General features: G+C 70.7%; 24 protein-coding genes and 1 tRNA gene. 16 read left to right on the top strand and 9 right to left on the bottom strand.

The features are described 5' to 3' along the window. The 3 genes from I8N67_RS24005 to I8N67_RS23995 all read right to left on the bottom strand — a co-directional run. Nucleotides 1-260, bottom strand: a 260-nt coding sequence (locus tag I8N67_RS24005; RefSeq protein ID WP_200305345.1) for a cupin domain-containing protein, incomplete at its 3' end; no start/stop codon positions are given. A gap of 108 nt (nucleotides 261-368) precedes the next feature. Beyond that, a complete protein-coding gene (locus I8N67_RS24000; RefSeq protein WP_200305343.1) occupies nucleotides 369-980 on the bottom strand; it encodes a GNAT family N-acetyltransferase in 612 nt (203 codons plus the stop codon). Beyond that, nucleotides 970-3,339: a penicillin acylase family protein gene (locus I8N67_RS23995; protein WP_200305341.1), complete on the bottom strand. Its 2,370-nt coding sequence runs from the start codon at nucleotides 3,337-3,339 to the stop codon at nucleotides 970-972. Before I8N67_RS23995 ends, I8N67_RS24000 begins: the two co-directional genes overlap by 11 nt. Nucleotides 3,340-3,418: 79 nt before the next feature. Between I8N67_RS23995 and I8N67_RS23990 the strand changes: the two genes are divergently transcribed. The 4 genes from I8N67_RS23990 (at nucleotide 3,419) to I8N67_RS23975 (ending at nucleotide 6,202) form a co-directional block, all read left to right on the top strand. After that, nucleotides 3,419-4,159, top strand: a complete 741-nt coding sequence (locus I8N67_RS23990; RefSeq protein WP_200305339.1) for a siderophore-interacting protein — start codon at nucleotides 3,419-3,421, stop codon at nucleotides 4,157-4,159. Between the two features lie 145 nt (nucleotides 4,160-4,304). Then, nucleotides 4,305-4,934 (top strand): HhH-GPD-type base excision DNA repair protein, encoded by a 630-nt coding sequence (locus I8N67_RS23985; protein ID WP_200305337.1) that lies wholly within the window; start codon nucleotides 4,305-4,307, stop codon nucleotides 4,932-4,934. 216 nt (nucleotides 4,935-5,150) lie between these two features. Then, nucleotides 5,151-5,447, top strand: coding sequence for a type II toxin-antitoxin system VapB family antitoxin (locus I8N67_RS23980; protein WP_003999914.1), 297 nt, complete (start codon nucleotides 5,151-5,153; stop codon nucleotides 5,445-5,447). 119 nt (nucleotides 5,448-5,566) lie between these two features. Then, nucleotides 5,567-6,202, top strand: a complete 636-nt coding sequence (locus I8N67_RS23975; protein WP_200305362.1) for a LytR C-terminal domain-containing protein — start codon at nucleotides 5,567-5,569, stop codon at nucleotides 6,200-6,202. A 41-nt stretch (nucleotides 6,203-6,243) separates the two neighbouring features. Here I8N67_RS23975 and upp read toward each other — a convergent pair whose 3' ends face one another. After that, nucleotides 6,244-6,879 (bottom strand): uracil phosphoribosyltransferase, encoded by a 636-nt coding sequence (upp, locus tag I8N67_RS23970; RefSeq protein ID WP_200305335.1) that lies wholly within the window; start codon nucleotides 6,877-6,879, stop codon nucleotides 6,244-6,246. 186 nt (nucleotides 6,880-7,065) lie between these two features. On the opposite strand from upp, the gene I8N67_RS23965 reads away from it, so the two are divergent. The 8 genes from I8N67_RS23965 to I8N67_RS23930 all read left to right on the top strand — a co-directional run bounded on the left by I8N67_RS23965 (nucleotide 7,066) and on the right by I8N67_RS23930 (nucleotide 12,112). Beyond that, entirely contained in the window at nucleotides 7,066-7,287 is a 222-nt protein-coding gene (locus tag I8N67_RS23965; RefSeq protein ID WP_234046186.1) for a hypothetical protein, read from the top strand. A gap of 418 nt (nucleotides 7,288-7,705) precedes the next feature. Next, the gene (locus I8N67_RS23960; protein ID WP_200305358.1) at nucleotides 7,706-8,230 is read left to right on the top strand and encodes a tRNA adenosine deaminase-associated protein; all 525 of its coding nucleotides are present in this window, start codon (nucleotides 7,706-7,708) and stop codon (nucleotides 8,228-8,230) included. Nucleotides 8,231-8,338: 108 nt separating this feature from the next. Beyond that, nucleotides 8,339-8,770 carry a tRNA adenosine(34) deaminase TadA gene (gene tadA / locus I8N67_RS23955; protein WP_234046195.1) on the top strand — a complete coding sequence of 144 codons (432 nt, stop codon included), beginning with the start codon at nucleotides 8,339-8,341 and terminating at the stop codon, nucleotides 8,768-8,770. A gap of 65 nt (nucleotides 8,771-8,835) precedes the next feature. Then, nucleotides 8,836-8,920, top strand: a tRNA-Ser gene (locus I8N67_RS23950). 182 nt (nucleotides 8,921-9,102) lie between these two features. Then, nucleotides 9,103-9,279: a hypothetical protein gene (locus tag I8N67_RS23945; RefSeq protein ID WP_200305331.1), complete on the top strand. Its 177-nt coding sequence runs from the start codon at nucleotides 9,103-9,105 to the stop codon at nucleotides 9,277-9,279. A gap of 40 nt (nucleotides 9,280-9,319) precedes the next feature. Beyond that, a complete protein-coding gene (locus I8N67_RS23940; RefSeq protein WP_200305330.1) occupies nucleotides 9,320-9,613 on the top strand; it encodes a Dabb family protein in 294 nt (97 codons plus the stop codon). 152 nt (nucleotides 9,614-9,765) lie between these two features. Beyond that, complete coding sequence (locus I8N67_RS23935; protein WP_200305328.1) at nucleotides 9,766-10,659, top strand: RNA polymerase sigma factor SigF; 894 nt, start codon at nucleotides 9,766-9,768, stop codon at nucleotides 10,657-10,659. A 532-nt stretch (nucleotides 10,660-11,191) separates the two neighbouring features. Further along, complete coding sequence (locus I8N67_RS23930) at nucleotides 11,192-12,112, top strand: RNA polymerase sigma factor SigF (RefSeq protein WP_200305326.1); 921 nt, start codon at nucleotides 11,192-11,194, stop codon at nucleotides 12,110-12,112. 289 nt (nucleotides 12,113-12,401) lie between these two features. Here the strand turns inward: I8N67_RS23930 and I8N67_RS23925 are convergent, their stop codons facing one another. Next, complete coding sequence (locus I8N67_RS23925; RefSeq protein WP_200305324.1) at nucleotides 12,402-12,599, bottom strand: hypothetical protein; 198 nt, start codon at nucleotides 12,597-12,599, stop codon at nucleotides 12,402-12,404. A gap of 172 nt (nucleotides 12,600-12,771) precedes the next feature. Here I8N67_RS23925 and I8N67_RS23920 point away from each other — a divergent pair, with 172 nt between their 5' ends. The 4 genes from I8N67_RS23920 to I8N67_RS23905 all read left to right on the top strand — a co-directional run bounded on the left by I8N67_RS23920 (nucleotide 12,772) and on the right by I8N67_RS23905 (nucleotide 17,235). Beyond that, nucleotides 12,772-13,221: a MarR family winged helix-turn-helix transcriptional regulator gene (locus I8N67_RS23920; protein ID WP_200305322.1), complete on the top strand. Its 450-nt coding sequence runs from the start codon at nucleotides 12,772-12,774 to the stop codon at nucleotides 13,219-13,221. Between the two features lie 191 nt (nucleotides 13,222-13,412). After that, complete coding sequence (locus tag I8N67_RS23915) at nucleotides 13,413-15,764, top strand: MFS transporter (RefSeq protein ID WP_504740393.1); 2,352 nt, start codon at nucleotides 13,413-13,415, stop codon at nucleotides 15,762-15,764. Nucleotides 15,765-15,838: 74 nt separating this feature from the next. Next, nucleotides 15,839-16,666: a YceI family protein gene (locus I8N67_RS23910; protein ID WP_200305318.1), complete on the top strand. Its 828-nt coding sequence runs from the start codon at nucleotides 15,839-15,841 to the stop codon at nucleotides 16,664-16,666. Nucleotides 16,667-16,764: 98 nt separating this feature from the next. Beyond that, a complete protein-coding gene (locus I8N67_RS23905; protein ID WP_200305316.1) occupies nucleotides 16,765-17,235 on the top strand; it encodes a PPOX class F420-dependent oxidoreductase in 471 nt (156 codons plus the stop codon). Nucleotides 17,236-17,392: 157 nt separating this feature from the next. On the opposite strand, the gene I8N67_RS23900 is transcribed toward I8N67_RS23905, so the two are convergent. The 4 genes from I8N67_RS23900 to I8N67_RS23885 all read right to left on the bottom strand — a co-directional run bounded on the left by I8N67_RS23900 (nucleotide 17,393) and on the right by I8N67_RS23885 (nucleotide 24,001). After that, nucleotides 17,393-18,184, bottom strand: coding sequence for a TetR/AcrR family transcriptional regulator (locus tag I8N67_RS23900; protein ID WP_200305314.1), 792 nt, complete (start codon nucleotides 18,182-18,184; stop codon nucleotides 17,393-17,395). Nucleotides 18,185-18,292: 108 nt separating this feature from the next. Continuing rightward, on the bottom strand, nucleotides 18,293-19,789 hold the full coding sequence (locus I8N67_RS23895; protein WP_200305312.1) for an MFS transporter: 1,497 nt from the start codon (nucleotides 19,787-19,789) through the stop codon (nucleotides 18,293-18,295). A 262-nt stretch (nucleotides 19,790-20,051) separates the two neighbouring features. Further along, a complete protein-coding gene (locus I8N67_RS23890) occupies nucleotides 20,052-22,289 on the bottom strand; it encodes an ArnT family glycosyltransferase (protein ID WP_200305310.1) in 2,238 nt (745 codons plus the stop codon). Then, a complete protein-coding gene (locus I8N67_RS23885; protein ID WP_200305308.1) occupies nucleotides 22,286-24,001 on the bottom strand; it encodes a bifunctional glycosyltransferase family 2/GtrA family protein in 1,716 nt (571 codons plus the stop codon). Before I8N67_RS23885 ends, I8N67_RS23890 begins: the two co-directional genes overlap by 4 nt. Nucleotides 24,002-24,025: the final 24 nt, after the last annotated feature.

Here is a 24,025-nt window from a genome sequence, read left to right as displayed (position 1 = left end):
GGGGAGCCGTCCCGGGAGCCGTCCGGGGACAGGAGGAGCAGCTGGAGCGGATCGCCGAGGTAGTGGTGCCAGACCTCGTCGCCGGGCAGTCGGTGCAGCGCGGAGTAGTCCCCGGGCTCCGTGGTGAGCAGGGCGACGATCGCGGTCCCCTCGGGCCGCCCGTCACCGCGCACGGGCCCCGCCCACATCTCACGGAAACGACCGCCCTCGCGCGGAATGGGCTCCAACTCGTAATGCGCTATGAGCTCTTCAGGAGTCATCCGCCGGACACTACGCCCAACAATCGAACACAGAACCAGCGAACTGGCGAATCAATGAAGCCATGAAGACGTGAAGACGTGAAGACGTGAAGCCATGAAGACAATGACCTACCGGCCGAACACCGCGTCCCTCCTCAAGAACGCCAACCGCGCCCGTTTCTCCGGCAGATACACATCGGGCAGATCGATCTCCGGCAGCACGACGACCGGCCCGCGCTCGAACCCCTGCCGCAGGAAGCGCGAGGTCGCCCGCTCGTTCCGCTCGTCCGGGTCGACGACCACCCGCCGCCGGTCCAGCCCGATCAGGGCGTACGACGCGAAGGCCGCCAGCAGCGAGGCCGACCACCCCGGCCGTCCCCCGCCCGGCCCGGCGGGCGCCAGCAGCACATGGACCCCGATGTCCCCGGGCTCGACCTCGTAGCACTCGCTGACCCGGTCGGCCTCCGGCTCGTACGTCTGCAGCAGCCCGACGGGCTCGCCGTCGCGCACCGCGAGGTAGGCGTGGTGGGTGCCGAGGGTGTCCAGGTGCGCGTAGATCTCCCGCACCTGCTCCTTCGTGAGCCCGTTCATGCCCCAGAACGCGGCCCTCGGCTCACGCACCCAGCCGTGCACCACATCGGCATCGGCCTTCGCGTCCAGCGGCAGGATCCGTACGGTCCCGAACCCGTCGTTCTCCTCCTCATGAACGGCCGCGCGGTCGCCGTACGCCTCAACGGTCATGGTGGTTCTCCCGGTTGTTCTCGGTGTCCGCGTTCTTGTCGCTGTCTTCGTCGTCCCTGGTGAGCCGGTCCCAATCGGTGACGACCGGTACGAGATCTCCCCTGATCCACAGGGGGAGTTGGTCCCGGTGGTGGGGCGAGCCGTCGACGCCGGACGCCCCGAAGGGCACCACCCAGAGGCTGTCCTCGCGCCGGGCCAGGTCCCAGACGTAGCGGGCGGCGGGGCCGCGGGCGCTGAGGTCGGTGATGGCGGGGACGGCGGAGGTGCAGAGCACACAGTCGTGGTCACCGGCCAGCCCCGGCGCGACATACGGCGGGGACGAGGCGGACGACGCGGCCGGGTCGTCGTCCGTGAGCGCGCGCCACGGCGCGAGCCGGTGGCTGTCGCCCCAGCGTCCGAACTCGACGCCGGCCACCTCCTCCACCGCCTCCCGCACGACCGCCGCCCGGTCGATCCCGTACAACTCCTCGGCCCTGAGCAGATGTTCGAGCGCGAACCCGATCCGGACGGTGAGCGAGAGCCACGGACGGAAGACCTCGGGGTACGTCGGCGGTACGGCCAGCGCGGCGAAGGCGGGGTGGGCGGCGAGCCGTCGTACGACCGCCCCGCGCAGCGCCGCGTACGCCGCCGCCTCGACGCTGTCGGCCGCCATCCGCCGGTCCCAGCGCAGCAGCCGCCCGCACAGCGCGGCCGCGGCCGGAGCGAGGCCCTCCGACCCACCGCCGTTCAGGGCCGCCAGGTGGTCCAGCAGCGGCCCGGCGGAGGCCAGATGGGTGTCCATGTGGATGGTGGGCATGTCCGGGGCGGACCACACCCGCTTCTCGTCCAGGAGCTCCCGGATACGGGCGGCCCGGTGCGGCGGGGCGAACTCCACGCCCAGCGGGGTCGCCGGGCCGCGCTGGTTGGCCATCACGGCGACCCCGTCCTCGAACGTGCCGTACGGCGTCCCGTGCCACCCCTCCCACTCGTGCCCCGGCTCCCAGGCCGCGACGATCCGCGTCCGGTTGGCCAGGCTCCGCACCGGGACCCGCCCGGCCACCCGGTGCAGCACCCCGCCCCGGACGTCCGCGGCCTGCACGACGTTCACGGGCTCGGCCCAGCGATCGAACGCCCGGTCGATGTCGGCGACTTCACGGGCCCGGAGGAGGGGGAGAAGAGCGCTCAGCCCGAGATCCTCGGTGACGCGGGGTGGATATCGAAGACTGATGGGCCCGACGGAATCGGAATCGGAATCGGAATCGGAATCGCACCCGACGCCGACGCCGACGCCGACCTCGGCCTCGACCTCGACCTCGGCCTCGGCTTCGGCTTCGGGGCCAGGGCCAGGGCCAGGGCCAGGGCCAGGGCCGGAGTCCTGGTCGGAATCCAGGCCCCCGATGACGACCGGCCCCCGCGCGGTCTCGATCACCTCCACCTCGACGGGCTGCCCGCCCGCGACCTCGATGACCTCCACGTGCCGCCGCCGCACGGCCCGCCACTCCCCGTCCGGATCGAGCGCCTCGACGACGCTCCCATCCCCATCCCCATCCTCCTCCTCGGCCCGTCGACGGAGCCGCTCCCGGTACAGGTCCTGGTAGTCGGCCATGGCGTTGGTGATCGCCCAGGCCACGTGCCCCGTGTGACCGAAGTGGGCGATGCCGGGCAGCCCCGGCACGGCGAGGCCGACGACGTCGAACTCGGGGCAGGAGAGATGCATCTGCTGGTAGACGCCCGGGTCCTCGATGAAACGGTGCGGATCACCGGCGATGACGGCCCGCCCGGTCGTCGTACGGGACCCGTCGACCAGCCAGCCGTTGCTGCCGGAGGTGGCGGGCCCGTCGGTGGCGAAGAGCCCGACCGCGTCGGGGCCGAGATGCCGTACGGCCTCCTCGCGCCAGAGCTTGGCGGGGAACCCGGCGAACAGGATGTGCGTGGCGAGCCAGACGCCGAGCGGATGCCAGGCCTCCCACCGGCCGGGGGCGAGCCCGACCCGCTCGAACTCCGGCGCGCGCCGGGCCCCTTCGGCAAGCCCCTCGTTCACGCCCTCGACGTAGGCCCGGACCCAGTCGGCGGTCTCCGGGTCGGTTCTCTCCAGCCGGGCGAAGCATCTTCGGGCCGTGTCACCGAGGAGGGCCCGCCTCGCGAAGCGGTCCCAGCCGAGGGCCTCGACGCCCAGGAAGGCGGCCGAGGTGCCCTGGACGCGGTGGCGTTCGACCTCGAGCTGCCAGGCACGGTCGAGGGCGGTGACCCGGCCCTGGGCGCGGGCGAGTTCACGGGCGTCGGCGGCACGGAGATGAGGAATGCCCCAGGCGTCGCGATATGTCCCGTCGCTCAAACGGTTCCTCCGAACCTGCCCCTGCGCACCACTGGATTCCCGCATCTCCGCCTCCTGGCTGTGATTTAGGTTAGCCTCACCTAAGCAGTCTGTGATCAAAGAGTACGTGAAGGGTGCAGAAGCCATGGGGCAGGGGCACGGCTGGGAGGGAGCGGTCCTCAGACTGCTCCGGGGGAAGGACTTCGTCTTCACGGTGACCGGTGCGGAACAAGTCACCGAGCACTACCGCCGGCTCCACCTCACCGACGGCGGCATGCTCCGGCTGACCGGCGTCCATCCGACGATGTGGGTACGCCTCTGGTTCGAGGCCGCCGGCAAGCCGCACCAGCGGGCGTACACCCTGGTCGACCCCGACCCGGCCACCGGCACCTTCAGCCTGGAGTTCGCCCTCCACGGGGGTCACGCCAGCGACTGGGCCCGCTCCGCGAGGCCGGGCGACACCATCGAGGCCACGGTCCACGGCACCGGCTTCACCGACCCGGACCCCGCCCCGTCCCACCTCCTCGCCATCGGCGACCCCGCCTCCCTCCCCGCCATCAACTCCCTCCTGACCGCCCTCCCCCCGGCACCGGCGACGATCTGGTTCGAGACCCCGCCGGAGACGAACGGGGAGCCCGCGCCCGGCCTCCCCCTGCGCCTGGACACCACCCGCCACGACTTCCGCCCGGTCCCCCGCCAGGACGCCGGCGCCCACCTCCTCACCCAGGTCAGAACCGCCGCCCCCACCCTCCTCGAACACACCCCCGCCCCCTACGTCTGGATCGCCTGCGACACCACGACCACCCGCTCCCTCACGTCGTACTTCCGCAAAGAACTGGGCCTCCCGAAACAACGGCTGCACGCGCTGGGCTTTTGGCGACCGTAGGGGCCGCGCGGACGGGAAACCGCGGCCTGGCAGCCGGGCCGTTGGAAGGTTGGAAGGGGGGCAGAGCCGGCCCCGGCAAGCGGCACCGGGCCGCAAAGCGCCGGCCCAGGCTGCGGTGCGCCCTCCCGCAGGCGATCATCAGGGCATGAACGTCACCCTTCACCTCGCTCAGGACCCCGACGCGGACGAGCTGCTCGGGCGCAGTCCGCTCGCCGCGCTGGTCGGCATGCTGTTGGACCAGCAAGTGCCGATGGAGTGGGCGTTCAAGGGACCTTGGACCATCGCGCGACGGCTCGGCGCGGACGATCTGGACGCGCACGAGATCGCCGCGACGGACCCGGAGACCTTCGCCGCGCTGCTGTCGGACAAACCGGCGGTGCACCGCTACCCCGGTTCGATGGCCAAGCGCATCCAGCAGCTGTGCCAGTACCTCGTCGACCACTACGACGGCGACGCGAGCGCGGTCTGGCGGGACGCGGCCACCGGCGAGGATCTCCTCGCCCGTCTGGAGTCCCTCCCCGGCTTCGGCAGCCAGAAGGCCCAGATCTTCCTCGCCCTCCTGGGCAAACAACTCGGCGTCCACCCCACCGGCTGGCGCGAAGCCGCGGGCGCCTACGGCGAACCCGACTCCTTCCGCTCCGTAGCCGACATCAAGGGCCCCGACTCCCTCACCAAGGTCCGCGCCCACAAACAGGAAATGAAGGCAGCCGCCAAAGCCTCCAAGCCATCGAAGGCCTCCAAGGCCTCCAAGGCATCCAAGGCCTCCGGCAAGTAACAGCCCGCCGCCGAACCTCCCTGCACCCCTCCGGGAAACCCCCAGCGAGCACACGGCGAACCCGCAAGCACCCGACCGGGCACCCGACCGGGCACCCACGATCGACACGGAACCCCCACCGAATTACCGTTTGGTCCAACTTGGTGACGTTTTTTCCGGGGTCGCACTCCGTCGCCATGGCTGCGCCCGGAACGTCTCGCCCGGTAGGCTTTCCGTGTGATCTTCAAGCGCATCGGAAACGGCCGGCCGTACCCCGACCACGGCCGGGAAAGCACCCGGCAGTGGGCGGACGTCGCCCCGCGCCCGGTCCGCCTCGATCAGCTCGTGACGACCAAGGGGCAACTGGACCTGGAGACCCTCCTCGCGGAGGACTCCACCTTCTACGGCGACCTCTTCGCGCACGTGGTGAAGTGGCAGGGCGATCTGTATCTGGAGGACGGCCTCCACCGCGCCGTCCGCGCGGCACTCCAGCAACGCCAGGTACTCCACGCCCGCGTACTCGAACTGGACTAGCCCAGGCCTCACCGGTTGGCCCTTTCGGGTTGGACTGCAGCGCGGCCAATGATCATCTAGTAGGCATCACTGTCCAACGGCACTACGCTGCGCTCATGAGCATGCTGACTCCTCCTGGCATGGGCGGCCAGTACCGGATCACGGGGGACAAGTACCCCCGGCTGCGCCGACCCAAGAGGCGGCGCAGGCTCGTACTCGCGGCCGTCGCGTCCGTCACCGCGCTGGGCCTGATCGGCTGGGGAACCCTGCAGCTCATCGACGTCTTCACCGGCGACAACGACCAGGCGGCCGCTGCCGGCCCCAAGGCGGACTGCGCGGCCCGGGTCAGCCCCTCTCCGAAGGCGACCGGCTCGGACGGGAGTTCCGGCAAGGGCTTCCCCGCCCCCGGCAAGATCACCGTCAACGTCCTCAACGCCACGCCCCGCGCCGGTCTCGCCAAAGAGACGGCGGACGAGCTGAAAAAGCGCGGCTTCCGCATCGGGGACGTGGGGAACGCGACCGAGGAGTACGACAAGAAGGTCAAGGGTGTCGCGCTACTGCTCGGCGCGAAGGCCGCCGAGGGCGCGGCACTGCCCGTCGTCAACACCCAGCTCACCGGCGCACGGCTGAAGACCGACGGCCGCGAGAAGGCCACCGAGGTCGACCTCGTCATCGGCACCGGCTTCAAGGCCCTCAGCAAGCAGAAGGACGCCGACAAGGCCCTGGCCACCCTGACCAGCCCCGAGCCGACGCCCACCGCGACGAAGACCTGCTGAACCCGGCCTCGCGAGAGGCCCGTACTACGTAGCCGTATGGGCTACTCGGCCGCCCCGTACAGCCGGTCGCCCGCGTCCCCGAGGCCCGGCACGATGTAGCCGTGCTCGTTGAGGCGCTCGTCGATCGCGGCGGTCACGACCGTCACCGGGGCGCCCGCCAGCTCGCGCTCCATGATCTCGACACCCTCGGGGGCGGCGAGCAGCACCACGGCGGTCACGTCGTCGGCGCCGCGCGCGATCAGCTCACCGATCGCGGCGACGAGGGTGCCGCCGGTGGCGAGCATGGGGTCGAGGACGTACACCTGGCGCCCGGAGAGATCCTCGGGCATGCGCGACGCGTACGTGGAGGCCTGGAGCGTCTCCTCGTCACGGATCATGCCCAGGAAGCCCACCTCGGCGGTCGGCAGCAGCCGGACCATGCCGTCGAGCATGCCGAGGCCGGCCCGCAGGATCGGCACGACCAGCGGGCGCGGGTAGGAGAGCTTGACGCCCGTGGTCGCGGCGACCGGCGTCTTGATGTCGACCTGCTCCGTGCGCACGTCCCGCGTGGCCTCGTAGGCGAGCAGGGTGACCAGCTCGTCGGCGAGACGACGGAAGGTCGGGGAGTCGGTGCGCTGGTCGCGCAGCGTGGTGAGCTTGTGTGCGACCAGGGGGTGGTCGACGACATGGAGGCGCATGTCCACAACAGTAACCGGGGCCACAACGCCGGGCCCCCCGTCCCCGGCCCCCTCCACGCCAGCTCGTCCGTCCGACACCCGAACCTCACCCACGTCACTCTTCCGATGGCGTCAAACCCCCCGTCAGAGGGAAGGTGGGAGGGGTGTAGCTGGGGTGATGAGCCGATGCCGGACGGTGGTGAGCCCATGGCGGAAGTGGACAACCCGGATCGCCCGGAGAACCGGGATACGTGGGAGAACCGGGATAGCCGGGACGGCCGGGACAACGACGCCGCGCGCCGCCGGCGCCGGGCGCAGTTCCTGCGGGAGCTGACGGAGGCGCGGGAGCTGCGCGACCGGGTCCAGCCCCGCCGCGCCAAGGCCGCCCGACTGCGCCGCGCCATGCGCATGCGCACCTTCCGCTGGTGATCGGGGGCGGGCCGGGCCGGACCACCCACCGGCAGCCGCGGCTCGCCCAGCCGCCCCGGCCCGGCCCCGCTGCGGTCTCGCCCCTGCGCGCAGTCTCGCTCCGCCCCCTCCCCATCCCGCCGGGTGGGCCGCTCACGCCATGCTCCCGGGACACACACGGGACGTTCACGGGGTGGCCGTACGGATACGGCAAGGAAGTCCGCGTACGATCCGCTCGTGGCGGCAGCAGGTACGCAGGTGACGGCGGACCCACCGGCGATCAAAAGAGCCGGACACAGGGAGCCGAAGACGTCCCCTGGGCGCTCTGTTTCTGCCACGATTCCGAGTGGGTGGGGCTCGGACCACAAACCTCCCCACCCATCAGCCTCCGCCGGGGGAACCCCCAACCGGCACACCTATGACCAGTGGGAGAGTCACGGTGTACTTCGCCGCACTGCTCGCGCGCACCGAAGACGGGTGGGAAGCGAGCGACACAGAGATCGACGATGTGGAAACCCTGTCGGATCTGGCCGAACTGGCCCGTGAAGCCTCACCCGGGGACGACACGGTGCTGGTGCTCATCGAACAGGAGGACGCGTGGTTCGGCGTCGTCCGCATCGATGGCGAGGACGACCCGCGTATCTACGTCTCGGACGCCGCCGCCGCCGCCCGCAGCAGCTACGGAGAGATCCTGCTCACCGACGAGTTGCTCGGGAGGGACCCCGGCGACGACCCCGACCTGGACGCCCTCGACCTCGACGGCACGGAGGACGGTGAGCCAGACGACGACGATGACGACGGCACGGGCGCCGAGGCCGTGCCGCACAGCCCGGTCGGCGACAGCGAGATCCTCGACGACCTGGGCGTGGGCGAGAAGCAGCTCCGCGCCCTCGACGCCGACGACGCCCTCGGCTCGATCGCCGAGGCGCTCGGAGCGTCGGAGGTCCTGGAGACGGTCCGCTAGGAGCGTCCGCCACCCGCTGTCCGCATCCGTTACGTTCCCCGGGTGACCGAAGCAACCGACGCAGAGGCACCGGGCCCCGATCCGGTACGCGACCGCTGGCGGGCCGCGATGCGGCTCGCCCTGGCCGAGGCCGGGCGGGCCGCCCGGGGCGGTGACGTCCCGGTCGGTGCGGTCGTACTGTCCCCGGACGGCACGACCGTACTGGCCACCGGGCACAACGAACGCGAGGCGACCGGCGACCCGACCGCCCACGCGGAGGTGCTGGCCGTCCGCCGGGCGGCGGCGGAACTCGGCGAGTGGCGGCTGACCGGCTGCACGCTGGTCGTCACCCTCGAACCGTGCACGATGTGCGCGGGCGCGCTCGTGCAGTCCCGGGTCGACCGGGTCGTCTACGGCGCCCGCGACGAGAAGGCCGGAGCCACCGGTTCCCTCTGGGACGTCGTACGCGACCGGCGGCTCAACCACCGCCCCGAGGTGGTCGAGGGCGTCCTCGCCGACGAGTGCGCACAGCTCCTCACCGACTTCTTCCGCACCCGCTGACACCGGCCCGCGAGTCCCCCATATCGATTTCAAAGCACGCCGCACCTTGCTGTAAGGTCTCCCTCGGTAGCGTGTCCGAGCGGCCGAAGGAGCTCGCCTCGAAAGCGAGTGTGGCGCAAGTCACCGAGGGTTCAAATCCCTCCGCTACCGCCGAAGAAGGGCCCCGTCGTCAGACGGGGCCCTTCGTGCGTTTCCGGCGTTTCCGATGCCCCTGTATCACCCGTATCACCTGCGAACACACGATCGGGTTACACTCGCCGCCGACAAAGACGGACCCATGGGACCGATGCGACCCATGGGGCCACAGGGCACAAGAGGCGGGGGAGGCCGCGGTGGCGGTGCAGGGGAAGAAGATCGCGCTGTACGTGCTCGTGGTCTTCGTGCTCTACGTGATCATCACGGACCCGGAGAAGGCCGCCGACTACGTCCAGATAGGGTTCGAGGGCGTCTCGAACGCCGCCCAGTCCATCGGTGACTTCTTCACCTGGCTCGCCGACGGGGCCGAGTAGAAGAACCACCAGAACGTCGTACGACCTTCTCGGAGCTCCCATGATCCGCCACCTGGTCCTCTTCAAGCTCAACGAGGGCGTCGAGCGCGACGACCCCCGGGTCGTGGCGGGCGAGGCCGCCTTCCGCGCGCTCGACGGGAAGATCCCCGAGCTGCGCCACTGGGAGCTGGGCTGGAACTTCAGCGACCGGCCCATCGCGTACGACTTCGCGATCAACTCCGCGTTCGAGGACGCGGCGGCCCTGCGGACGTACGTCGGACACCCGGAACACCAGGCCGGCGTCGCGCTGTGGCGCGAGTTCGCCACGTGGGTGATCGCCGACTACGAGTTCTGAGCCGCATGGCTCACACCCGGCCCCGCACTCGAACAGTGCGGGGCTCTTTCGTACCCCTTTCTTTGCCTCTCTCCCTCAACACGGCGCTATGCGGTGCTTGATCACAGTGCACATGTCTTGTGATGCTATGACCGCTTTTGACGGTTGAGTTGATGGATGAAGAGGTGGCGTTGCCCGTGTCGGCCAGTACTGCGCCACCCCAGGAAGAGATCCCGGTCCCTGACCCCGCTCCTGACCCCGCTCCTGTCCCCGAGCCCACCCCCGTCCCCGTCCCGGAGAAGCGGCGAGGCGCCGACACCCGGGCGCTCACCCAGCTGCTCTTCGGTGAGCTGAAGCATCTGGAGCCGGGCACTCCGGAACACCACCGCGTGCGCGGGGCGCTCATCGAGGCGAACCTCCCGCTCGTGCGCTACGCGGCCGCCCGTTTCCGCTCCCGCAACGAGCCCATGGAGGACGTGGTCCAGGTCGGGACCATCGGGCTGATCAACGCGATCGACCGGTTCGACCCGGACCGGGGCGTGCAGTTCCCGACCTTCGCGATGCCGACCGTCGTCGGCGAGATCAAGCGGTACTTCCGCGACAACGTCCGCACGGTCCACGTCCCGCGCCGGCTGCACGAGCTGTGGGTGCAGGTGAACGGCGCCACCGAGGACCTGACGACCGCCTTCGGACGCACCCCCTCGACCGCCGAGATCGCCGAACGGCTGCGCATCTCCGAGGAGGAGGTCCTGTCCTGCATCGAGGCGGGCCGCTCGTACCACGCGACTTCCCTGGAGGCCGCGCAGGAGGGCGACGGGATGCCGGGGCTGCTCGACCGGCTCGGCTACGAGGACCCCGAGCTGGACGGCGTCGAACACCGCGACCTCGTACGGCACCTCCTCGTCCAGCTCCCCGAACGCGAACAGCGGATCCTGCTCCTCCGCTACTACAGCAACCTCACCCAGTCGCAGATCAGCGCCGAACTCGGCGTCTCCCAGATGCATGTCTCCCGGCTCCTCGCCCGCAGCTTCGCCCGGCTGCGTTCAGCCAACCGGATCGAGGCGTAGCCACCCGCGACCGGCCGTCCGATCGCCCTCCGATCGCGCTGCGACGGGCCGTCCGATCGCCCTCCGATCGCCCTGCGACGGGCCGTCCGATCGCCCTCCGATCGCCCTCCGACCGGCCGTCCGATCGTCCTTCGAAGGGCGTGACCGCCGGTAACCGCAGCCCTCCGCGCAGTCGCTGATGGACCATGGGGCACACGGGGCGCACAAAGGCAGCCGGGGCGCACAGAATCGGCCAGCGGCACGCGTGCGCAGGCCATGGGCGTAACCGAATGCGCTGTCGGGGGATCACCTGGAAGAGCGAATCGGGAATCACCCCGCTTTCCGTCCGTTCTAGGCTGAAAGTCCATCAGACCATCTGTTTCCAGGGCCTATTCACCCTCTCCATGTCGACATGTCACTACATCGCGTTGCCGACGTGTGACATTCTTCCCCCAGCGCGTTTGCCGTGGCCTCGCCGCCGGTATTCAGGTGGAGGCTGCGTTCCTTATGACGGAGCGTCCGCCGCGACCGTCCGCGACCCAAAGGGGGTGGCATGTCCGCAGACCAGGGCAGCTCGAAGGTGCTCACGCTCGAGAAGAGCGAGACCGCGCCCGACGCTATCCAGGCCCCTCAGGACCTTCAGGCGCTTGAGGACCTTCCCGGTCCCCAGGCTCCGCCGGTGACTGAAATTCCGGCCGTGACAGCCTCGGCGAACATCGACACCCGCACCCTGTCCCGCTCCCTGTTCCTGCGGCTGGCCGCACTGGATGAGAACAGCCCCGAGCGTGCCTATGTCCGGGACACCCTCATCGAGCTCAACCTCCCCCTGGTGCGTTACGCCGCCGCTCGTTTCCGGTCGCGCAACGAGCCGATGGAGGACATCGTCCAGGTCGGAACGATCGGCCTGATCAAGGCGATCGACCGCTTCGACTGCGAACGGGGCGTGGAGTTCCCGACGTTCGCGATGCCGACGGTCGTGGGCGAGATCAAGCGGTTCTTCCGCGACACCTCGTGGTCGGTCCGGGTCCCGCGCCGGCTCCAGGAGCTGCGCCTGGCCCTCACCAAGGCCAGCGACGAGCTGTCCCAGAAGCTCGACCGCTCGCCGACGGTCCCCGAACTCGCCGCCGTACTGGGCGTGTCGGAGGAGGACGTCGTCGACGGCCTCGCGGTCGGCAACGCGTACACGGCGTCGTCGCTGGACTCCCCGGCCCCCGAGGACGACGGCGGCGAAGGCTCGCTGGCGGACCGCCTCGGCTACGAGGACACCGCGCTCGAAGGGGTCGAGTACCGCGAGTCCCTCAAGCCCCTGCTCGCCAAGCTGCCGCCCCGCGAGCGGCGGATCATCATGCTCCGCTTCTTCGCGAACATGACGCAGTCCCAGATCGGCGAGGAGGTCGGCATCTCCCAGATGCACGTCTCGCGCCTGCTCACCCGGACGCTGGCGCAGCTCCGCGAGGGCCTGATCTCGGACTGAGTCCCACCCAAGTCCCACCCGAGTCCCACCCGAGCACGCCTGTACGACTACCGCCGGGTGCCGTTGTTCACGGCACCCGGCGGTAGTCGTCGTCGTGTGCGTAGTGGATGAGTGCGGGTGGGTGGGGGCTGGTCGCGCAGTTCCCCGCGCCCCTTAAAAGCAGTGGGGCGCCCCCTCGGTCTTCAGGGGCGCGGGGAACTGCGCGATCAACCACGACGCAGCCGCACCCGCACCCGCACCCGCACCCGCACCCGCAAGATCACAGAACCCGGCACCCCCGTAGGCGCGCCTACGCGAGCGCGAGCCAGACGACCGCCGCCACAACCACCACCGCCGCGATGACCCCGACGATCACACCGACCCGGGGTCCGGACGAGGGCGCGGGCGCCTGACGGCCGCCCTGAGCCGGCTCGTCGACGAAGGCGCGGAACATCTGCGTGCTGCCCGCGGGGTCGTGGTTGCCCTGGGGGACCTGGTTGTCAGCCATGGGCCGAGACCTTAGCGAACCGGGGACGGGGTACCCAAGCCGGGTGTTCCGTACAGACCCGCCCCCTCGTTCGCCTTTGCCAAGAATTGGGTCACGTACGCCCGATTTCATTTGCCTGCAGCAACCATCAACTCCTATGGTTGCCCTAAGCAACAAAGGTGGGAGGGGCTTGATGGCCGAGCACGCGCAGTACGAGGAGCTGGCCCGTCAGCTCAGCGCCGTCGGGGCCGTGAAGCGGGAGCTCGCGCGGATGCTGCCGAGCGACTGCCCCGGTGGATCGGCGGGCGTCCTGACCCTGCTCGGCCGGCACGGGGAGATGCGGATGAGCAGGCTCGCCGAGCTGCTCTCGGTGGACATGTCGGTGACCAGCCGTCATGTCGCGCACGTCGCCGAGCGGGGCTGGATCGAACGCCTCCCCGACCCGGACGACAAGCGCTCGCGCCTGCTGCGCCTGACCCCCGAGGGCCGGGCCGTGATCGCCGAGCTGTACCGGCGCACCAGCCGGCTGATGGCCGACCGGCTGGGCGACTGGTCCGACGACGAGGTCGGACAGCTCACCGCGCTCCTCGGCCGGCTGCGCGAGAGCTTCGACGCCACCCACCCGACCCGGGCACCCGCATGACGCCCCACAGGCAGCAGACCCGAACCACAGGCCAGAGCCGCAGACCCGAGCCGCCGACCAGCAACCCGTACACCCGCAAAGACCGCAGAAGAGAAGGAAGCCCCATGGCAACGACCACACCAACCGGTGTGCGGGCTCACGCCAAGCACGGAGGGGGCGCCGCCGGCCACCACGGCGACGACAACGCCCCGATGACACACCGGCAGATCATGGAAGCGCTGACGGGCCTGCTGCTCGGCATGTTCGTGGCCATCCTGTCGTCGACGATCGTGTCGAACGCGCTGCCCGACATCATCAAGGACCTGGGCGGCGGGCAGAGCGCCTACACCTGGGTCGTCACCGCCTCGCTGCTCTCGATGACCGCGTCCACCCCCCTGTGGGGCAAGCTCGCCGACCTCTTCTCCAAGAAGCTGCTGGTCCAACTGGCCCTCGTCATCTTCGTCGCGGGCTCGGCGGCGGCCGGTCTGTCGCAGAACGCGGGCACCCTGATCGCGTTCCGCGCGGTCCAGGGCATCGGCATGGGCGGGCTGTCGTCCCTGGCCCAGATCTGCTTGGCGGCGATGATCTCCCCGCGTGAGCGCGGCCGCTACAACGGCTACCTCGGCGCCACCTTCGCGACCGCGATGGTCGGCGGCCCGCTGATCGGCGGTGTCATCACCGACACCAGCTGGCTGGGCTGGCGCTGGTGCTTCTACGTCGGCGTACCCTTCGCCGTACTGGCCCTGATCGTGCTCCAGCGGACCCTGCACCTGCCCGTCGTCAAGCGCCAGGTCAAGGTCGACTGGGCGGGCGCCTTCCTGATCACCGCGGCGGTCTGCCTGCTGCTCGTCTGGGTGACCTTCGCCGGGGACAAGTACGACTGGGTGTCCTGGCAGACGTACGCGATGACCGGCGGCACGCTCGCACTGCTCGCGCTCTTCGTCCTCGTCGAGTCGAAGGCGAGCGAGCCGATCATCCCGCTGCGCCTCTTCCGCAACCGCACGATCACCCTCGCCTCGCTGTCGTCGCTCTTCGTCGGCGTCGCGATGTTCGCGGGCACGATCTTCTTCAGCCAGTACTTCCAGCTCGCCCGGGACAAGTCGCCGACCATGTCCGGTGTGATGACGATCCCGATGATCGGCGGACTGTTCGTCTCCTCGACCGTCTCCGGCCAGGTCATCACCCGCACCGGACGCTGGAAGGCATGGCTGCTCTCCGGTGGTGTGCTGGTGACGGCCGGGCTCGGGCTGCTGGGCACGATCCGGTACGACACCGCGTACTGGCATGTCGCGATCTTCATGGCGCTGCTGGGTCTCGGCGTCGGCATGATGATGCAGAACCTGGTGCTCGCCACGCAGAACCAGGTGGCGCCGAGCGACCTGGGCGCCGCCAGCTCGATGGTGACCTTCTTCCGCTCCCTCGGCGGCGCCATCGGGGTGTCCGCGATGGGCGCCGTCCTCAGCCACCGCATCACGCACTACGCGGAGGAGGGCCTCGCGAAGCTCGGCGTCAAGAGCTCGACGGGCCACGGGGAGATCCCCGACCTCGACAACCTGCCCACGCCGATCCGCACTGTCATCGAGAGCGCCTACGGCCACGGCATCGCGGACGTCTTCCTCTACACCGCCCCCTTGGCCCTGCTCGCCTTCGTCTTCGCCGTCTTCATCAAGGAGGTCCCGCTGAGGACCAGGGGCGCGATGGTCCAGGCGGCGGCCACCGACGCCGACACGGGCGCCGAGGCGCAGGCCCCGGCCGCCGCCCCGGTCGAGGCCGCCGCCCCCGAGGCCGCCGCCGCTCCCCTGCCGGGCATCCCCGTACGGGGTCACGTCCGGGGTGCCGAGGGCGTGCCCGTGCCCCGGGCCGCCGTCACGCTGATCTCGCTCGGGGGCCGGCAGCTCGGCCGTTCGGTCGCGGGGCCCGACGGGGTCTACGCGGTGGACGCGCCCGGTGCCGGGTCGTACGTCCTGATCGCCGCCGCCGACGGGTTCCAGCCGCAGGCGTCCACGGTGGTCGTGAACGGCGATCCCCTCTCGTACGACGTCCTGCTGAGCGGGACGAGCGGGCTGAGCGGTGTGGTGCGGGCCGCCGGGGCCGCGCTGCCCGTGAAGGGCGCCATGGTCGTGGTGACCGATGTGCGCGGGGATGTGCTGGCCGGCGGACTCACCGGTGAGCAGGGCGAGTTCGGCTTCGGCGAGCTGGTGCCGGGAGCGGTCACGGTCGCGGTGAACGCCGCCGGGTACCGCCCGCGCGCCCTGCCCGTCGAGATCGGCGGCACCGGGGTCACCCGGATCGAGGTCGACCTGGCGGCCGGGGCCCGGCTCCAGGGGGTCGTACGGGCGCCGGGCGGGCCGTTGGCCGACGCCCGCGTGAGCCTTCTCGACGCGGCGGGCAACGTGGTCGGCACGGCCACCACCGGCGCGGACGGGGCGTACGCCTTCACCGATCTGGACGGCGGGGAGTACACGGTCATCGCCACCGGGTACCCGCCCGTGGCCACGGCCCTCACGGTCGCCGGCCCCGGCGTCGACGGCCACGACATCGAACTCGCCCACCCCGGCGAGTAGGTGGACCATCGGCCGGTGGAGCCGCTCCCCCAGAGGCTCCACCGGCCGTTCGCATGCTGAGGAGTTGCACCGACATGGGACTGACCGCGAGGATCCGCACCCGGGACGGATGGGCCGTGTCGCACGCGGTCGTCACGGTGACCGACATGACCGGTACGCAGGTGCTGCGCGCCGAGGCGGACGCGGAAGGGTGCGTGCACGACCCCACGGCGCTCGCGCCCGGCGCGTACACCGTGATCGTCACGGCGGTCGGCTACACGCCGTTCGCCGCCGGGGCGCTGGTGACCGCGAGCGGGCGCGCCGAGGTCGGCACCGTCGTCCTGGCCCGACCGGGCGGTACGGAACTGCCGCCGCCCGGGCCCTGGGCCATCGACCCCGCCCACTCGTCCGTCGCCGCCCTCGCCCAGCACCTGGGCATCTCCAGCGTCCACGGCCGCTTCACCGACTTCTCGGGCTCGATCGAGATCGCCCCGGCCCCGGACGAGGGGACCAAGTCCCGGGTTGCGGCGGTGATCCGGGCCGCCTCGATCGACACGGGCAACGCCACGCGCGACCAGCATCTGCGGTCCCCGGACTTCCTGGACGCCGACCGGCACCCGGAGATCACCTACGTCTCCACGGGCCTGACCCCCGCCGGCCCCGACCGCTGGACCGTCCACGGCGAGCTGGGCATGCACGGAGTCGTACGCCCCGTCGACCTCGACCTCGCGTACCTGGGCACCGGCGCGGACCCCTGGGGCGGCACCCGCGCCGCGTTCCGGGCCACCACCGAACTCCGCCGCGAGGACTTCGCCATGAACTACAACCAGGTGGTGCAGGCGGGGATCGCGGCGATCGGAACGACGCTGCGGGTGGAGCTGGACATCCAGGCGGTCCAGGGCGAGGCGCTGCCGCCGGCATAGGGAAGGGCACAGGGACGGGCATCGGGGATGTCCGGCGTCGGAGGATAGGCACGACAGGGTCAGGCTCGTGGGGTGGGTGAGGGCCTAGGCTGCCGGGCATGGCACGGAACATCGCGACCAACACGACGGTCTCCCTCGAAGATCTGCTCCACTTCGTACGCCCCCGGCACCGGGCGCTCCTGCTCACCCGACGGACCGACGGCAGCCCCCAGGCATCCCCGCTGACCTGCGGGGTCGACGACGCCGGACGCATCGTGGCCTCCACCTACCCCGAGCGGGCCAAGACGCGCAACGCCAAGCGCGACGAGCGGGTGAGCGTCGTCGTACTGAGCGACGACTGGAACGGCCCCTGGGTCCAGATCGACGGAACGGCGGAGGTGATCGACTCACCGGAGTCGGTCGAGCCGCTGGTGGAGTACTTCCGCAACATCTCGGGCGAACACCCGGACTGGGACGAGTATCGGGCGGCCATGCTGAAGCAGGGCAAGTCCATCATCCGGGTCACACCGGTGCGGTGGGGGCCGGTGGCCACGGGAGGATTCCCCGCACACCTGGTCCAGAACGACTGACCCACGCCCTTCCCCCACCCGCCCGACAGACGGACGGAGTCCGGCGCGGCTTCCCGAAGCCTGCGAAGCAGCGCGAGCGGAGCAGACAGTCACACCGGTGCGGTGGGGGCCGGTGGCCACGGGTGGGTTCCCGGCGCGGTTGGTGGGCGGGGAGTAGTCAGCCGCGGGCGGCCATCACCTCGATGCCGGCGATGAGGGTCTCCAGGGCGTAGGCGAAGTCGCGTTCGCGCATCTCCTCGACGGTGTCGCCGCCGCGGGCCTCCATGAGGTCGGCGGACCGCCGTATGACCTGGTGGAACTCGGGCTCGTCGGAGACCGCGCTCATGGCGTGGCGGAAGTACTCCTCCTGCGTCATGCCGGCGGCGGCGCAGCGCTGGACGAAGTGGCCCTCGATCGTGCCGAAGCCGTACACGAACTGGAAGACCGCCGAGATGGCCCCTGCCTGGCCGTGCGCGGGCAGAACGGTGTGGCGGATCACGCGCTGCACGGCGAGCGAGAAGTCGAGCGAGTGCGGGCCGATGTTGAGGAAGGTTCCGGCGAGTGGCGACACCCAGGGATGCGCGACCAGTACGGCCCGGTACTGCCCGGCCAGGGCGCGCAGCTGGTCCCGCCAGTCGGCGGCGGAGTCCTCCGGGGGCAGCAGCATCTCGCCGAACGCCTGGTCGAGTGCCAGTTCCAGCAGGTCGTCCTTGGTGGCCACGTACCAGTAGACCGACATCGCCGTCACGTTCAGCTCGGCGGCCAGCCGCCGCATCGAGAACTTGGCCAGCCCCTCCGCGTCCAGCAGCCGTACGGCCGTCGCGGTGATCCGCTCCCGGTCCAGCCCGGACGGCTGCCCGCCCCGCCGCGCCCGCGCCCCGTCCTCCAGCCAGACACTGGCCCGAGCGGGCCGCCCTCCAGCCCGACCGGCAACATTCACGAGGAAGCACCTTTCAGATGTGACGCTCATCCGGCTCGACTGGTGACGATGCTAGGCGGGAGCGCCCTGAAGGGGCGCGGGGAACTGCGCGAGCAACCACAACGCACCAGCGGTCGCCACAGAACAGAACGCCCCGAGCTAATGGGCGACCGCAAACTCCACGTCCCCCCTCTCCGCCCTGCGCAACAGCCCCGCCGCCACCAACCCCCCAAGCAGCACAGCCACCGCCCCCACCAGCAGACTCGTCTCCAGCCCGGAGGAGAACGCCTCCATGATCTTCGCCTTCTCCCCGGCCGTATCCACTGACGCCAGCGCCGCGGGCAACGACGCCGCGGCGACAGAAATCAGCGCCGCGAACCGCGAGTTGAGCACCGCCCCCAACACCGCCACCCCCAACCCCGTCCCGAACTCCGCCAACGTGCCGTTGATCCCGGCCCCCACCCCCGCCTTGGCCGGCGGAATCGCACTCATGATCGCGTGCGCCATCGCGGGGTTGGCGATCGCGCAGCCCACCCCGATCAGCACCAGCCCGAGCAGTGTCCCGGCGTAACCGCCGGAGGCCATCGTCGCGATGGAGACCAGACCGCCGGACATCAGCACCATGCCGAGGGCGATCGAGGCCGGCATACCGAGCTTGGCCGTCCACTTCGCCGAAAGCCCGGAGAAGTTGAGCGCGACGACCACCAGGGCGAGGGGCGCGGTCCGCAGCCCCGCCTCCAGCGCGCCGTAGCCGAGGACGAACTGCAGGTGCTGGGTGAGCAGGAAGAGCGCGCCGCCCATCCCGAAGGTGATGAGGACCGCGCCGGCGACCGCTCCGGTGAACCGCCGGTCGCGGAAGAAGTGCGGGTCGAGCATGGGGTACGGGATACGGCTCTCCCAGTGCGCGAAGGCCGCGAGGACGACCACGGCGACGGTGGCCGTGGCCGGCACGAGCCCGGACGTCCAGCCGTGTTCAGGGCCCGAGATGATCGCGTACACCAGAGCCGTCATACCGATGGTCGAGAGCAGCGCGCCGAGCAGGTCCGGCCGGTCGCCCTGCGGGTTCTTCGACTCGGGGACCAGGGCGATCACGGCGACCAGGCCCAGCGCGGCGACCGGCAGGTTGATCAGGAAGATCGCGCCCCACCAGAAGTGGCCCAGCATGAAGCCGCCGACAAGCGGGCCGGCCGCGAAGCCGAGGGCGTTGACCGCGCTCCAGATGCCGATGGCCTTCGGCTGCTCCTCGGGCGCGAAGATCTGCATGGCGACGGCGAGGGTCGTGGTGAGCAGCAGCGCGCCGCCGACGCCCATCCCCGCCCGGGCCGCGATCAACTGCCCGGTGGTCTGGGCGAGTCCGGCCACCAGCGAGCCTATGCCGAACAACACCAGCCCCGCGATCAGCAGCTTCTTGCGGCCGTAACGGTCGGCCGCGCTGCCCGCCGTGAGCAGCAGCCCCGACTGCACCAGCGAGTACGCGTTGATCATCCACTGGATGTCCGACGTGGCCGCCCCCAACTCCTCGGTGAGGGAGGGGATCGCCACGTTCAGCACGGTGTTGTCCAGCAGCACGGTGAGCTGTGCGAGACAGATGACGCCGAGGATCAGCCAGCGCTGGGGATGGCCCTGGGGAGCGGGAGTGGGGGCGGGTGTCGACATGCCGTACACCGTAAGTCAGTTCCTATACACCGTACAACGTGATGTTCGACGCCGTACGAACGGCGAGGGCGGTTCGCATACGGCGAGGGCGGTCACGTACGGCGAGGGCGGTCACGTACGACGAGGGCGGTCACGTACGACGAGGGCGGTCACGTACGACGAGGGCGGTCACGTACGACGAGGGCGACGGGCGTACGAAAAGGGCGGTGGCCCGGGGGGTTCGTCCTCACCCCGGGCCACCGCCCCGCTCACACGCGAACCGTCAGCTGTCGCTCTTCGGCTGCGTCAGGTCGTAGAACGTCGTGCCGTCGACCGTGACCGACTCGAAGTTCTCCTGGACCCAGGTGCTGATCTGCGAGGAGGTGCCCTCGCTGCTGCCGCCGCCCATGCCGCCGCCGGTGCCGCTGGAGACGAAGTAGTGGATCTTGCCGTCTTCCACGTACTTCTTGAACTCCGCGAGGGTCGGGGACGGGTCGGTGCCGTTGAAGCCACCGATCGCCATGACCGGGTCGCCGGTGGAGAGCTGGTAGCTCGCCGCGTTCTGGGCGCCGATGGCGGCGGCCGCCCAGGTGTAGTGGCTCGCGTTCTTCTCCAGCAGTTCCTTGGCCTCGTCGCTGACGGAGGTGCCGTTGATCAGACCGCCCATACCGCCACCGCCACCCATGCCGCCGTCGCCGTTCTGGGTCTGGCCGTTGCCCTGGCCCTGCCGCTGGTTCTGACCGCCGCCGAAGCCGCCGGTGCCGCCGGTCGGGGGCTGCCCCATCTGGCCGTTGCCGGTCTGACCGTTGCCGGTCTGACCGTTCTGGCCGCCCTGCTGGTTCTGGCCCGGCATACCGCCGCCACCAGGACCGCCGCCCATGCCGCCGCCTCCGCCGGGGCCGCCGCCCCGGCCGCCCTGGACGGACGGACCGGCCGTGATGACCGAGCCGGTGTGGCCCTCGTTGAGGGTGGTGAGGGTGTACGCGGTCGGGCCGGCGAGCGCGGTCACGACGCTCAGCCCGACGACGCCCATGGCCAGCCGCCGGTCGAGCCTGCCCACGAAGACCAGGCCGAGCGCGGCGATCAGGCCGCCGACCAGCACGACCCACTTCAGCCAGGGCAGGTAGTCGGAGGAGCGGTTGAGGAGGACGTAGCCCCAGACCGCGGTGGCCGTCATGGCCGCCGCCATCGTGATCGTCGCCCAGAACTTGCCGCGCTCCTGCCAGAGCAGGGCGCCGCCCATGCCGACCAGCGGCGCGATGTACGGGGCGAGGGCCACGGTGTAGTACTCGTGGAAGATGCCCTGCATGAAGCTGAAGACCACCATGGTGATCAGCAGTGAGCCGCCCCAGAGGAGGAACGCGGCGCGTCCCGTGTCCGTCCGCCCGGCCTTGCGCGTGGCCCAGATCGCGGCGGCCAGCAGGATCAGCGCGGCCGGGATCAGCCAGGCGATCTGCCCGCCGATGGAGGAGCTGAACATCCGGTCCCAGCCGGTCTCACCCCAGCTGCCACCACCGCCCCCGCCGCCACCGCCGACGCTGCCGGTCTCGTCGCCGTTGATGCGGCCGAGACCGTTGTAGCCGAAGGTCAGTTCAAGGAAGGAGTTGTTCTGCGAGCCGCCGATGTACGGGCGGGAGGACGCGGGCCACAGCTCGACGATCGCGACCCACCAGCCACCGGCGACGACCATCGCCAGCCCGGCCAGCAGCACCTGGCTGACCCGCTTCTTCACCGAAGCCGGCGCGAAGAGCACGTACACCAGTGCCAGGACCGGCAGGATCAGGAAGGCCTGCAGCGTCTTGACCAGGAAGGCGAGGCCGATGGCCGTACCCGCCCAGACCAGCCACTTCGTCTCGGCCTTCTCCATGGCACGCAGCGTGCAGTAGACCGCGGCGGCCATCAGCAGCGCGAGGGCCGCGTCCGGGTTGTTGAAGCGGAACATCAGCGCGGCGACGGGCGTGAGCGCGAACACCGCCATGGTGATGAAGCCGGCCGTGGCGTTGAAGCGACGGCGTACGGCCGCCCACAGCACCCCGGCGGTGGCGACGGCCATCAGGACCTGCGGGAACAGGATCGCGAAGGAGTTGAGGCCGAAGAGCCGGACCGAGAGCGCCATCGGCCAGAGCGAGGCCGGGGGCTTGTCGACGGTGATGGCGTTGGCGGAGTCCAGCGAACCGAAGAAGAAGGCCTTCCAGGACTGGCTGCCCGCCTGCGCGGCCGCCGAGTAGAAGGAGTTGGCGTAGCCGGAGGCCGAGAGGTTCCAGGTGTAGAGGCCGCCGATCAGCAGCAGCGTGAGGAGGAAGCCGGGGCGCACCCAGCGGTTGTCCTCGGGCCGGCCTCTCCACAGCCGCTTCGCGAGGGGCTGCCTGGGCTCACCGGAGTCCGGGGCCGTGGGCTCGGCGGGCGATTCCGGAGCCGCCACCGGCTCCCGCAGGGCTGTCGTCTCCGTGGACGGCCCCCAGTCGGGACCCGTGGGGCTCGCACCCCCCTGATGGCTGGTCGTCTCGAACTGCGTGGTCATCGGGCGTTCCTCGAATCCTGATCGTGCGGGCGCACCGGCCGCATCTGCATGGTCGCGTCCCCCCAGGTGCGGTCCGCGGCATCACCGGCGCGGAACTGGGTCGTGGTGTACGGGTTGGTGCTGTACGAGTCCGTGCCGTACGCGTTCGTGCTGTACGAGTCCGTGCCGTACGAGTCCGTGCCGTACGAGTCCGTGCCGTACGAGTCCGTGCCGTACGAGTCCGTGCCGTACGCGTTCGTGCCGTACGAGTTCTGGGGCGCCGAGGCGTACTCGGCGCGGTTGTCCTGGGGCGTCATCGGGCGCTGCGGCTGCGGGTGGAACCGGTCCTGGTGGCCGTACGGGCCGGGCTGACCGGGGCGCACCGCCGACACCGATGACGCCGGGTACATGGGCGAAGCCGGGTCGGCCGGGTCGGCCGGGCCGGCCGGGGTGTGCGAGGCGACGACGGTCGAGGCCTCGGGGGCGCTCTCGTCGCGCCGGTCGGGGAACACCCAGGCCCTGAAGAGCAGGAACCGCAGCACCGTCGCCGCGAGGTTGGCGGCGATGAGCACCGCCAGTTCCGTGGAGTGCGCGGGGTCGGAGGTCGCCGCGTTCAGGGCGGCCAGCGAGCCGCTGGTGAGGGCGAGGCCGATGCCGAACACCACCAGCCCCTGTGCCTGGTGCTTGACGACTCCGCCCCGGCCCCGGACACCGAAGGTCAGGCGCCGGTTGGCCGCCGTGTTGGCGACCGCCGAGACCAGCAGGGCCAGCGCGTTGGCGATCTGCGACCCCGAGAACGTACGGAAGCCGCTGTAGAGGAGCAGGTAGAACAGGGTGGAGAGGGCGCCCACCACGCAGAAGCCGAGGAGCTGGCGGGCGAGGCCGCGCGGCACGTCCTGGATCTCCCGGTCGCGGGGGTCGTCGCCGAACGGGCGTGCGAGCCGGTCCAGCGAGAGCGATCCGGTGGCGAGGGCCCTGCCCACCCGCCAGACACCCTTGAGGTCGTCGGTCGCCGTCTTCACGATGTGGACGGTCGAGTCCGGGTCGTCGACCCAGTCGACCGGCACCTCGTGGATCCGCAGCCCGGCCCGCTCCGCGAGCACCAGCATCTCGGTGTCGAAGAACCACCCGCTGTCCTCGACGAGCGGCAGCAGTTCCTGGGCCACGTCCCGGCGTATCGCCTTGAACCCGCACTGCGCGTCCGAGAAGCGGGCCTGCAGCGAGCCGCGCAGGATCAGGTTGTACGCGCGGCTGATGAACTCCCGCTTGGGGCCGCGCACCACCCGCGAGGACCGGGCGAGCCGGGAGCCGATCGCGAGGTCGGAGTGGCCGGAGATCAGCGGGGCCACCAGCGGCAGCAGGGCGTTGAGGTCGGTGGACAGGTCCACGTCCATGTAGGCGAGGACCGGCGCGTCGGACGCGGACCACACGGTCCGCAGAGCCCGCCCGCGCCCCTTCTGCTCAAGCCGGAACGACTTGACCTCGGAGAGCTCCGCCTCCAGCCGCGCGGCCACCTCCGGGGTGGTGTCCGTGGACGCGTTGTCCGCGATCGTGATGCGGAAGGCGTACGGGAAGGTGCGTGCGAGGTGCTCGTGCAGTCTGCGCACGCACGGCTGGAGGTCCTTCTCCTCGTTGTAGACGGGGATCACTACGTCCAGGACAGGCGTACCGGCGTTTCCGGCCGGGAGGTGCTCCCGCGCCGGCAGGGTGCCGGGAGAAGAGTCGGTTCGCATGACAACTACATTCGCGAGCCGCTC

This window comes from Streptomyces adelaidensis (assembly GCF_016598475.1).
In the GTDB taxonomy this organism is placed as follows: Bacteria; Actinomycetota; Actinomycetes; order Streptomycetales; family Streptomycetaceae; genus Streptomyces; species Streptomyces adelaidensis.
The sequence above is the reverse complement of the archived record's forward strand: the minus strand, read 5'-3'. Positions and strand labels throughout refer to the sequence as shown.